The 11,617-nt window shown below is 66.1% G+C and carries 11 protein-coding genes; 9 read left to right on the top strand and 2 right to left on the bottom strand.

Annotated features, from left to right (window positions below; translation table 11 throughout):
- Together AC1D2E_RS32475 and AC1D2E_RS32470 are read right to left on the bottom strand one after the other, a co-directional pair.
- On the bottom strand, nt 1–157 hold a 157-nt coding region (locus AC1D2E_RS32475), incomplete at its 3' end, for a transposase (protein ID WP_478201214.1).
- A 327-nt stretch (nt 158–484) separates the two neighbouring features.
- Nucleotides 485–1,768 (bottom strand): porin, encoded by a 1,284-nt coding sequence (locus tag AC1D2E_RS32470; RefSeq protein WP_478201213.1) that lies wholly within the window; start codon nt 1,766–1,768, stop codon nt 485–487.
- Between the two features lie 513 nt (nt 1,769–2,281).
- On the opposite strand from AC1D2E_RS32470, the gene AC1D2E_RS32465 reads away from it, so the two are divergent.
- The 9 genes from AC1D2E_RS32465 to AC1D2E_RS32425 all read left to right on the top strand — a co-directional run.
- Entirely contained in the window at nt 2,282–3,106 is an 825-nt protein-coding gene (locus AC1D2E_RS32465) for a GntR family transcriptional regulator (protein WP_478201212.1), read from the top strand.
- A 99-nt stretch (nt 3,107–3,205) separates the two neighbouring features.
- Nucleotides 3,206–4,165 carry a Bug family tripartite tricarboxylate transporter substrate binding protein gene (locus AC1D2E_RS32460; RefSeq protein WP_478201211.1) on the top strand — a complete coding sequence of 320 codons (960 nt, stop codon included), beginning with the start codon at nt 3,206–3,208 and terminating at the stop codon, nt 4,163–4,165.
- A gap of 11 nt (nt 4,166–4,176) precedes the next feature.
- A complete protein-coding gene (locus AC1D2E_RS32455) occupies nt 4,177–4,917 on the top strand; it encodes a cupin domain-containing protein (RefSeq protein WP_478201210.1) in 741 nt (246 codons plus the stop codon).
- Nucleotides 4,918–4,928: 11 nt separating this feature from the next.
- The gene (locus AC1D2E_RS32450; RefSeq protein WP_478201209.1) at nt 4,929–5,483 is read left to right on the top strand and encodes a 2,4'-dihydroxyacetophenone dioxygenase family protein; all 555 of its coding nucleotides are present in this window, start codon (nt 4,929–4,931) and stop codon (nt 5,481–5,483) included.
- Between the two features lie 23 nt (nt 5,484–5,506).
- Complete coding sequence (locus tag AC1D2E_RS32445; RefSeq protein ID WP_478201208.1) at nt 5,507–6,754, top strand: CaiB/BaiF CoA transferase family protein; 1,248 nt, start codon at nt 5,507–5,509, stop codon at nt 6,752–6,754.
- Nucleotides 6,751–7,515: an enoyl-CoA hydratase-related protein gene (locus AC1D2E_RS32440; protein WP_478201207.1), complete on the top strand. Its 765-nt coding sequence runs from the start codon at nt 6,751–6,753 to the stop codon at nt 7,513–7,515. Before AC1D2E_RS32445 ends, AC1D2E_RS32440 begins: the two co-directional genes overlap by 4 nt.
- Nucleotides 7,500–9,308: an acyclic terpene utilization AtuA family protein gene (locus AC1D2E_RS32435; RefSeq protein ID WP_478201206.1), complete on the top strand. Its 1,809-nt coding sequence runs from the start codon at nt 7,500–7,502 to the stop codon at nt 9,306–9,308. The genes AC1D2E_RS32440 and AC1D2E_RS32435 overlap by 16 nt, the downstream gene beginning before the upstream one ends.
- Nucleotides 9,305–10,465, top strand: a complete 1,161-nt coding sequence (locus tag AC1D2E_RS32430) for an acyl-CoA dehydrogenase family protein (RefSeq protein ID WP_478201205.1) — start codon at nt 9,305–9,307, stop codon at nt 10,463–10,465. Before AC1D2E_RS32435 ends, AC1D2E_RS32430 begins: the two co-directional genes overlap by 4 nt.
- 66 nt (nt 10,466–10,531) lie before the next feature.
- Nucleotides 10,532–11,617 (top strand): SMP-30/gluconolactonase/LRE family protein (locus AC1D2E_RS32425; protein ID WP_478201204.1); only part of this gene is annotated, 1,086 nt, incomplete at its 3' end.

Below are 11,617 nucleotides of genomic sequence, written 5' to 3'. Positions count from 1 at the left end.
CGCTGAGCCGCACCCAGTTGTCCAGCGTCTGCTTCGGCATGCCCAGCACCTTGGCCGTCACCGACGCCGCTTGGCCGCCTTTGACCAGTCGCACCGCCTCCAGCTTGAATTCGAGCGTGTACCTGCCACGCGGTTGCCCGTCTTTTCTCTTGCTCATTTCTCTTCTCTCCAATCACTGAATTTGACCATCAGCTATGGAGTACGTTTTTCGGGGGCAAGATCACGATCATCTTTTCTGCATTGAGTCTGGGTGGGATGCTGTTCTGCATTTGAGAATTTCCCTTGCTTTCGCCCTGACGAATAGATCTTCCGCGCACCCTGTCGAAGGGACGGAGCTTTAACGTTCGCAGACAGGCGGCGGCGTTTCGTAAATGTTGAGGCGTGAAGGCTTAGCCGACGAGGTGAAGCAGGCCACCCGACTGTTGCCGGGTGGCCTTCAGGATCTACCTAGTACCTAGTGAATCCGATTTGTGCCGTCGTCAGATCAGAAAGCGTGACGGATACCGAAGTCGTAGCCGGTCGAGCTCTTCGGAGTCAGCGTGCCAGTCTGAGCATTGGTTGTCGTGTAGAAAGCCGGTCCACCCACGCTCAGGTCCGCCCCGTTCTTGTTGCTGATGCGTGCCGCAGTCGCATACAGCGCCGTGCGCTTCGACAGGTTGTACACATAGCCCAGGGCGAACTTGTCTGCCTTCGGGTCCGGACGGAAGCCGTACACCTGGCCGATGTACGCGCCGGTGTTCTTGTAGTCCACTGCCGAGTACGCAACACGGATCATCCCAGGGCCGACAGGCATGGTCGCGCCGACCAGCCAGCCGTTAAAGCTGGGGTCACGGAAGCCGTACGGGTTGGTTGCGGTGGCGACGAACTGCGTCGACGAATCCTGCTTCAGCTTGGAATCCGCGTACTCGCCGAAGAGTTTGACTACGCCGAGGTCGTACGAAGCGCCGACGCTGAACGAGTCCAGGTTGTTGGTCGTGCCGGCGTAGTAGTTCGAAGCGACAGTGCTTTGACCGTAGGAAAGGGCGACATCCAGCGGGCCGGTGGCGTAGCCGACGCGACCACCGACATAGCGGCCGGCGCGTGCGTTGTTTCCGACGGTTGCGAGTGCCGGATTGGCAACGATCGCGGCCGCGCCAGGAGGCGTCAGGGTGCCCGGGTCGTAGCTGATCTGCTCATTGAACGCATACATGAATTGACCATAGAAGCCGCCGAGGTTCGGCGGCAGGAAGTAGCCGACCGAGTTGCTGGCGCGGATGTATTGATTGTTCGCCGTGAAGCCGCCTTGCGAGATCGTGCTGCCGGGGTTGTTGTAGCCGTTGGCCGTCGAAATCAGGTTGGTACCCACACCGTTGGTGCCGAACGGATCGAACACGGTGTCGTTCCAGTAGGTCGGGGTGAAGTCACGGCCGAGGCGCAGTTCACCGAAAGCACCGGAGAGGCTCACGGTCGAACGACGCTGCCAGTTGATGCCGCCGCCGGTTGCGGCACCGGTGCCGTCGTCGCTGTTCAGAGCGCTTTCGAGCCAGAAGCCGACGGCCAGACCTCCACCGAGGTCTTCCGTACCACGGAACCCCAGACGGCTGGAGTTGTAGCCCCCGCTACGCATCACCGTTTGGCTGGTTGTGACGTTTTGGCCCAGAGCGCCTTCTGACTTGTTCGAAAAGCTGCTGATGGTCGTGTCAACGATTCCAAACAGGGTGACCGATGACTGGGCCGAGGCAACGCCGGCAACAGCCAGAGCAGCCAGGGCGACTAGAGATTTCTTCATTGCAATTTTTCCAAGGTTGAACATAGGGCTCGGATGGCTTACCGTGACTGGAACTTGGTGCTCCTACGGGACCCCCGGGCCAACCTCCTTTTGGGAAGTTGTCGCTATTGCATCTTGGTCGGATTTCCGAGGCGGGGAAGTTCATGCAAGATCGATCCAAATCTATGCAATATCGACCCCTGAATTCGGTTCTTCGTTGTGCGGTTGAGACAATGCGATGACCAGGTCTCGACCGGCATGAGGCTGACCATCCGTCTTGCCACGACGAACGGCGAGGTGGCCGGGTTCTCGTTTTCATGGCGGTCCTGGGGAGCGTGCACGCGATGCTGCCCATGCGCTCGCCGAAGGACTTCGCGGAGCAGTCGGTCGCCAGCGCCCTGCGAGCCCTGGGCGTCGAAGGGAAGGAAGCCGTTCGCATCGCAACAATGGAGCTGCCAGTGCCGGAACCCCTGGAGCGCGGGCGGCGTCTCGCGGCCGCATGCCGATGCATAATTGCAAAGTTAGGCATTTAGAATGAAACACGATCGAATCAGCGGGACCCCAGCGCAGGAGTTCGGCACCGAGCGCGGCGTCGCGCAGTACCAGCGGCTGGCATCGCTTCTGAGGCACCGCATCGCAAAAGCCGAGTACGCGCTCGGTTCGCAGCTTCCGCCGATCACGCAGCTCGCGGCTGACCTGGGGGTGGCTGTCGTCAGCGTGCGGCAGGCCTACGAGTTGCTGTCGCGGGAGGGACTGATCCGCAGCCAGCGCGGCGTCGGCACCCACGTCGCAGCACTGCCGGCTGTCACTGGCGACATCGAGCTGGCCATCAACGATCCGTTCGCCGAACCGGAAGCGCTGGCCTTCCAAATCCTCGAGATTCGCCGCAGTGTGCAGGTGCCGGCCGAGTTGCTCGGGGCTGAGGACCGGCCGGCCCAGGACAACGTCTGCGTGCGCAAACTGCACACCTATTCCGGCGAGCCGTTCTGCTATGCCGAGATCTACGTGCCGGCGGCCATCTACGATGCCCTGCCCAGGGATGTCGCCCGCAAGCGCAAGCTGCTCGCTGCGGTGCTCGACGAGCTCGGCCCCCGCTGCAAGCGTGCGCGGCAGCGCATGACCGTGATGCCGGGGGACTACCCGGTGTGCGACATGCTGAAGATCCCGTTCGCCTCGCCCGTGGCGAAGATGTCGCGGTGCCTCCTCGATGCCAAGGGGGCGGTGCTGTACGCGGGCATGACATGGTATCGCGGCGACCGTTTCGTCTCAGAAATTGACGTGCCCGCGTCCGCCTTGAAGGCGGTGCCGGGCATCACCGAGCCGGCGCGGCGCCCGCTCGGCGGCCGCAACCCCGCCTGAAGTCCCCCCGGTTCTGAGTACAAGGGTAAATCCTGAGCACGAGCCGGACTCATAACTCCTAAACTTCTAACATTAGACATTTAGGTCTGGAGACGCACCATGTGGAAATCGATCGTCATGCTGGCGGCCGTCCTGTTCCCCCTGCAGGTGATGGCGGCTGACGCGCCTTACCCGGCCAAGCCGGTCAGATTCATCGTGCCATTCCCGGCCGGCAGCGGCACAGACGCGGGGGCCCGCGTGCTCGGCCAATGGCTCACCGCCAAGACCGGGCAGCCCGTCATCGTCGACAACCGCCCTGGCGCTTCCGGGTTTATCGCGGCGCAGGCGGCGGCCGCGGCCGAACCGGACGGGTACACGGTGCTCTTGACGACTAACACCACGCATGCTGCCAACCCGGCGATGTTCAAGAAGCTGCCCTACGACCCGGTCAAGGACTTCGAGCCGGTCAGCACGATCGGCAGCATCGGGCTGCTGCTACTGGTGCCGGCTGAGAGTCCTCACCGCGACATCCGCGGGCTCCTCGCGCACCTGCGGGCCGACCGCAAGCCGATGAGCTTCGCCTACGGCAACTCCTCGAGCCGCATTGCGGGCGAACTGCTCAAGACGGCCACGGGCGCCGACCTGCTTGGCGTGCCCTACAAGGGGACGCCACAGGCCCTGACCGACCTCATAGGTGGCCAGATCGACTTCATGTTCTGCGACATCGGCCCGGCGCTGCCGCTCGTGATGAGCGGCAAGCTCCGCGCGCTGGCTACCTCGAGCGCCGATCGCGAGCTGCTGCTGCGCGACGTTCCCACCTTGAAGGAAGCCGGCTTGAAGGACTTCGAGGTGACAGTGTGGTCCGCGGTCTTCGTTCCCGCGAAGACGCCGAAGGACACGGTCGCCAAGCTGAGCGAACTGCTGCGCGCGGCCATGGCCGACCCCGTGGTGCGCCAGGAGTTTTCCAGGACCGGCGGCCGCAGCCGCGGATCGACACCCGAGGAGCTGCGCGCATTCGTCGCATCCGAAATGGCGAAGTGGGCCGCCGCCGTCAAGACTGCAGGGATTCAACCGGAATGAACGCAATAAAGATGAAGACTGTCCCCACCCTGGTCAGGGCAGCCGACCTGGCCGCCTATTCGCCGGCCAACCACACCGGCACCTCCAACGTGCGCGTGATCTGCCCCGAGACCGTCGGCGCGACGGCGCTCGAAGTGCTGATCGGCACGATCGTGAAGTCGCACGGCGCGAAGCCGCACGCCCATCCGTACCTGGAGCAATGCGCCTACATGATGGAAGGCACCGGCGAGTCGCAAGCCGAGGGCCGAGTCGAAGCGTTGGCCCCCGGCAGCTGGAGCTATGTGCCGGCAGGCGCGTTCCATTCGTTTCGCGTGACCAGCGACCAGCCCGGGCGGGTGCTGGTCGTCTATGCGCCGCCATACGGCGAGAACCCGGCGCAAACGATCACCGAACCCGACCCCGCGGTCTCGCCGCGCGGCAAAGTCCGCGTGCTGGCCGCCGACGACGCCATCGCAGCCACCGGTGCCCTCATCGACCGCGACACCGTCGGCGCGCAGTGGGTCGAGATCGAGGCCCTGCGCATGGCCGACGGCAGCGCGCTGTCGTGCGCCCCGAGGCCGGACGCCGAGCAGGTGCTCTACCTCGAAGACGGACACGTCGATGCGCGCGCCGGCGAGCAGGACTTCCAGCTCGCGGCGGGCGACTTCCTGTTTCTCCCAAGCGGGGCCGGCGTGGCCCTGCGCTGCCCGACGGGCCGGCGGGCGTCCGGCTTCTTCATCAAGGGACGGCTTCCGTCCTCGCATCCACTCTGAAAGGAACCCCCATGACCGCACGACTGCCCACCCAACTCACCACCATCACCGGCGCCCCGCTGCCGCTGCCTGCCATGCCGCAGGACAGGCTGCTGACGGTCAACATCGAGCAGATCCCGCTGTTCAAGGACATCCTCGGTGTCCCCGGCATCCACATCAAGCCGCTGCGCCTGGACCCGGAGCGCGGAGAGTGGGTCTTCATGGCCGTTTGTGCCCCCGGTTGCGCCCTGCCGCTGCACTACCACACGGGCGCGGCGCAGGTGTACACGCTCTCGGGCCGCTGGTGCTACCGCGAGTACCCCGACCAGCCGCAAACGGCGGGCTCGTACCTGTACGAGCCGGTCGGCTCGGTGCACACCTTCTACTGCCCGGAGGACAACACCGAGGACACGGTGGTCATCGCCTGGCTCGAAGGCGCGCAGGTCAGCTTCAACGACGACGGCACGTTCCACTCGCTCACTGACGCGGTCCTGGTTCAGCATCTGACCGAAGCCATGGCGACGGCGCAGGGGATCGGCCCGGTCGGTTACATCCGCGGCAACGGCGCGGACGTGAACGGTTCCTGACCGCAAAGAGGAGCAGAGGCCGCATGAAAGACGACTCGAATCAAGCCGGGCCTCTCGCAGGCCTGCGCATCATCGACATCACCGAAGTCGTCATGGGTCCTTCGGCGACCCAGATGCTGGCGGACCTCGGTGCCGATGTGATCAAGGTGGAGCCTCCCGGCGGCGACATGCTGCGCGCCACCGGTCCCGGCGGGCGCGCGGGCGCCGGCCCGCTGTTCCTCAACCTGAACCGCAACAAGCGCAGCATCGTGCTCGACCTGAAGCGCCCTGAAGGCAAGGAAGCGGCACTGAAGCTCGCGCAGACGGCCGACGCGCTGGTCTACAACGTGCGGCCGCAGGCGATGAAGCGCCTAGGGCTGGACTACGAGGCGGTGCGGCAGGTCAACCCGCGCATCGTCTACGTCGGCACCTTTGGCTTCAGCCAGCGCGGCCGTTATGCAGCGTTGCGCGCCTTCGACGACCTGATCCAGGCGGCAGTCGCGATCCCCGAGGCCAGCGTGCGGGCGGGATCCGACGTGCCGCGCTACGCCCCGCTCAACCTCTCGGACCGGGCTACGGGCCTGTACGCGTTCGGCGTGATCTGCGCGGCGCTGCTCGCGCGCGAACGCACGGGCCGCGGGCAGGCGGTCGACGTGCCGATGTTCGAGACGACCGCGCAGATGATGCTGGGAGATCATCTGTACGGCCATACGTTCATCCCGCCGCGCGGCGGCTTCGGCTATCCGCGGCTGCTCAACCCGCAGCGGCGGCCGTACGCCACGAAGGACGGCCTGGTGTGCCTCGTCGTCTACACCGACGAGCAGTGGAAGGCCTTCATGCGCGCGGTCGGCGAGGCCGAGCGGTTCGAGAGCGACCCGCGCTTCGCCGACGGCGAATCGCGCACGCAGCATGTCGAAGCGCTCTACGAGATCCTCGCCGACAAGCTCGCCACGAAATCCACTCAGGAATGGCGCGAACTGCTGGAGCCGCTCGGCATCCCCGTGCTGCCGGCGCATACCTTCGAGTCGCTGCTGGACGACCCGCACCTGCAGGACATCGGGTTCTTCCAGCAGTACGAGCATCCGACCGAGGGCACGCTGCGGACCATGGCAGTGCCGAGCGAGTGGCCGCAGACGCCGCTGCCGCCGCTGCGGCCGCCGCCGCTCGTGGGCGAGCACAGCGCGCAGGTCCTGGCCGAGGCCGGCTACTCGCCGCAGCAGATTCAAGAGATGGTCGAGACCGGCGTGACGCAAGTGGCGACGGCGGCGAGCGAAATGGGAGTCGAGGCATGACGACGTTCGTCAAGGAGGGCCGGCAAGACGGCCGGCTGGTGCTGACCATCGACCGCCCCGAGCGCCGGAATGCGCTCAATGCGGAAGTGATCGCCGCGTTGCAGGATGCCCTGCATCGCGTGAAGGCCGACCCGACGGTCCGCGCCGTGGTGCTCACCGGCGCAGGCGAGGAAGCGTTCTGCGCCGGCGCCGACCTGGGCGCGGATGCCTTCGCATTCGATTTCGCGACGCCGACCATCGCCTATGCGGACCTGCTGCGTACGGCGCGCACGCTTGCCGTGCCGCTCGTCGCGCGGGTCAACGGCGCCTGCATGGCCGGCGGCATGGGCCTGCTCGCGATGTGCGATCTCGCCCTCGCGGCGCCGCGCGCGATCTTCGGCCTGCCGGAGGCCAAGGTCGGCGTGTTCCCGATGCAGGTGCTGGCCGTTCTGCAGTCGCAGGTCCCCCAGCGTTGCCTGGCGCAGCTGTGCCTGACCGGCGACCCGGTCGATGCCGCGCGGGCACGCGAAATCGGCCTGGTCAACGAGGTGGCGGACGATCTCGATGGGGCGCTGGAGCGCCTGCTGTCCCGGCTGCTATCCAACTCGCCCACGGCGCTACGGCGCGGCCTGTATGCGATGAAGGCGATGGGCTCGATGTCCTTCGAGGAGGCCATGTCGTTCGGCGAAGGGCAGATCGGGTTGCTGGCGATGACGCAGGATGCGCGCGAGGGCATCGCGGCATTCAAGGAGAAGAGGAGGCCGCAATGGACTGGCAAGTGAACGCGGCGGGATCGGGCAAGCTGGTGCGCATCGGCGGCGCCTCGGGCTTCTGGGGCGACAGCCGCCTGGGGCCGGAGCAACTGGTGCGTGACGGCGGCATCGACTACCTGGTGTTCGACTATCTCGCAGAGCTGACGATGTCGATCCTCGCCGGCGCGCGCATGAAGAAGCCGGAAGAAGGCTACGCCACGGACTTCGTGACGGTGGCGCTGCGCTCGGTGCTGAAGCAGGCCGTCGAGCGGCGCATCCGAATCGTCAGCAACGCAGGCGGCGTGAACCCGCAGGGCTGCGCCGCGGCGGTGCAGGCATTGGCCAATGAGCTCGGCGTGCAAGTGCGCGTTGCGGTCGTGGAAGGAGATGACGTGCTCCCGTTGGCTGATGCGATGCGCCAGGAGGGGGCGGTCGACATGTCCAATGGCGAGCCGTTGCCGAGGCGCCTCGTCACGGCGAACGCCTACTTGGGCGCGCTTCCGATCGCACGCGCGCTCGAAGCGGGAGCCGACATCGTGATCACCGGGCGCTGCGTCGACAGCGCGGTCACCCTCGGGGTGTTGATGCACGAATTCGCCTGGACGTCCGACGACTTCGACCGCCTTGCCGCCGGCAGTCTCGCCGGCCACTTGATCGAATGCGGCTGCCAGGCCACCGGCGGCTTGCACACCGACTGGGAGCGCGTGCCGGATTGGGCCGACATCGGGTATCCCATTGTCGAGTGCAGCGCAGGCGGCGACTTCATCGTCACCAAGCCGCCGGGCACGGGCGGGCTCGTCACGCCGGGAACGCTTGGCGAGCAGCTGCTGTACGAGATCGGCGATCCCGCCAACTACCTCCTGCCGGACGTCACGTGCGACTTCCGTGCGGTGCACCTGGAGCAGGTGGGGCAGCATCGTGTACGTGTGACGGGCGCACGCGGCCGACCGCCAACGCATACGTACAAGGTCAGCGCCACCGCACACGCAGGCTTCAGGCTGTCGGGGCAGCTCACCATTGTGGGGATCGATGCCCCTGCCAAGGCGAAGCGAACCGGCGAGGCGCTGCTCGAACGTGGACAGCGGTTGCTGCGCGAGCACGGGTTCGAGCACTTCCTCGCCACGAGGATCGAGCTGCTGGGCACCGAGTCCGCTTATGGCCCGCATGCGCGGACACTGCCGACGCGCGAAGTGGTGCTGCGCCTGACGGCCACCCATGCGGAACGGCGCGCACTGGAGATGTTCAGCCGCGAGTTCGCCGCTCCCGGTACATCATGGTCGCCGGGTACCACCGGTACGGGCGGCCGTCCCTCGGTGTCGCCGGTATTGCGGCAGGTCGCCTGGCTCATTCCCAAGGAACAGGTCACGCCCACCGTGACGATAGACGGCACGACCGCCATGGTGGCATTGCCGCCAGCGCGGCCCCGAGCCGCGCCAGAGCCGCTTGCGAGCGAAGAGCTCGCGCTTCCCGCCGGTCCGCGCAAGACCGTGCCGCTCGTGAGGATCGCGCTCGGGCGCAGTGGCGACAAGGGCGACACGTCCAACATCGGCCTGATCGCGCGCCATCCGGCGCTGCTGCCCGTGCTGCAAGAGCAGGTCACGCCCGAGCGTGTGAAGACGTACCTCGGCCACCTGGTGCAGGGGCAGGTCAAGCGTTACGAGCTGCCCGGCATCCATGCCATCAACCTGGTGTGCGAGCAGGCGCTCGGCGGCGGCGGCATGGCGTCGTTGCGCAACGATTCGCTTGGCAAGGGCATGGCGCAGATGCTGCTCGACCTTCCGGTGGATGTCCCCGAAAGCCTGCTGCAGGAACTTTCGGCATGAACTTCGACTTTTCCGGCGACCAGCTCGCGATCCGCGATGCCGTCGAAGCCCTCTGCGCGGACTTCGGCCCCGACTACTGGCTCGAACGCGACCGCGACGGGCGCTGGCCGAGCGAGTTCTGCGACGCGGTCGCGAGCGGCGGCTGGTTCGGCGTAACCATGCCCAAGGCGCACGGCGGTGCCGGCCTTGGGATCTCGGCGGCAGCGACGGTGATGCGGACCATCGGCAAGCTCGGCTCGGCGGCGGTGTCGTCGGTGCACCTGAACCTGTTCGGCCCGCAGCCGGTGGTCGTGTTCGGCACCGACGAGCAGAAGCGGCGCATGCTGCCGCCGCTGATCGCCGGCACCGATCGCGCCTGCTTCGGCGTGACCGAGCCCAGCGTCGGATCCGACACCACGCGCGTCAGGACGTTCGCCCGCCGCGACGGCGACCGCTACATCGTCAATGGCCAGAAGGTCTGGACCTCGACCGCGCAGCACGCCAACAAGATCCTGCTGGTGGCGCGCACGACGCCGATCGAGGACTGCGCGCGTCCAATGGATGGCGTGACGCTGTTCTATACGGATCTCGACCGCTCGCACGTACGCATCAGCGAAATCGAGAAGATGGCGCGCAAGGCCGTGGACTCGAACGAACTGTTCATCGACGGGCTGGAGATTCCCGTCGGGGATCGCGTCGGCGAGGAAGGCCAGGGCTTCAAGTACTTGCTTCACGGGCTGAACCCCGAGCGGATTCTCGTCGCGGCATCGGCGCTCGGTGCGGGCGAAACGGCGCTGGAGCGCGCGGCGGCCTATGCGAAGGAACGCGTCGTGTTCGGCTGGCCGATCGGCAAGAACCAGGCGATCCAGCATCCGCTCGCGGAATGCTGGATGCGCCTGCAATCCGCCGAACTCCTGATGTGGAAGGCCGCTGCGCTCTACGACGCCGGCAAGCCGTGCGGGGTCGAGGCCACCGCGGCCAAGTATCTGGCCGCGGAGGCCGGCTATGAGACGGCATTGCGCGCGGTCCGCACGCACGGCGGTTTTGGCTTCGCGAAGGAGTATCACGTCGAGCGCGGCCTGCGCGAAAGCGTGCTGTCCCTGCTCGCCCCGGTGACGCAGGAGCTCGCGCTGTGCTACGTCGCCGAGCAGGCGCTCGGATTGCCGAAGTCGTATTGAACGGCGCACGATCCCCACCGGGTCCATCAGAGACGATCCATCAACCCTCGATCCAGGAGAMATGAGATGAACAGAGCCAAGGCACTGCTGGTCCTGCCGATGCTGATATGGCTGGTGTTGCTCGCAACACCGCTCGCCGCGAATGCGTGGGAGCGCGGCAAGGTCGAGACATTCGCCACGCTGCCCTTGGGGGAAGCGCATCCCGAGGGAATCACCACGGACCGCGAGGGCAACGTCTATGTCGTCACGGTGGCGGCGAACAAACCCAGGTCGAGCGAGGGAACGCTCCTTGTGTTCGACCCGCAGGGCAAGCTTCTGCGCAGTGTCGGAATCGAGGGCTCGAGCAGGTTGTTGCTCGACGTCGGTTTCCATCCACGGACGGGCAAGTTGCTCGTGGTCGACTACGGGGCCGGGAAGGTCCTGAGCGTCGATCACAGGTCCGGTGCCTCCTCCGTGTTCATGACGGTCACGGGCAAGCAACCCGGCCTCGACGGGATGACGTTCGACGGTGCCGGCAACGTGTACGTGACCGACGCCCACCAGGGCATCATCTGGAAAGTCGGACCCGACGGTGGCGAAGCGTCCGCATGGGTCAGCAGCGCGCTGCTCAAGCCGACGCGGATACCGCCAACCATCGGCGCGAACGGTCTGGCGTTCAACAACAAGAAGACGGCCTTGTTCGTCGCCAATACGGCGAACGACACCATCGTCAAGATACCGGTGACCGRCTCGACACTCGAGCCCGGAACGCCTGAAGTGTTCGTCAACCGGATCGGCGGCGGGCCCGACGGTCTGATCATCGACGAGCACGACAACCTCTGGATCGCGTGCAACCAGTCGAATGAGATTGTCGTGCTCGAGCCCACGCAGGGCCGCGTCATCGCCAAGCTGGGGGACTTCGGAGGAATCGATCGCAACGGCGCGCCGATCGGCTTTCTCTGGTCGAACAGCCTCGTATTCCACGGTGACGAGGTGCTTGTCACCAACCTGTCGCTCGATGTCGAGACGGCCATTTCGCAGCTTGCCGACGAGCTTGGCCTGGCGCATCTCGTGGGGCGGAATCTGCGGACCATCGATGGGCCGTGGGCTCGACAGGTGAAGGTCCACACGATCTCGAAGATCAAGAAGCGGATACCGGAGCCCGTTCCGGGC

It is taken from the genome of Variovorax sp. P1_H2, from assembly GCF_056405295.1.
This window is presented reverse-complemented; position numbering and strand designations above follow the sequence as displayed.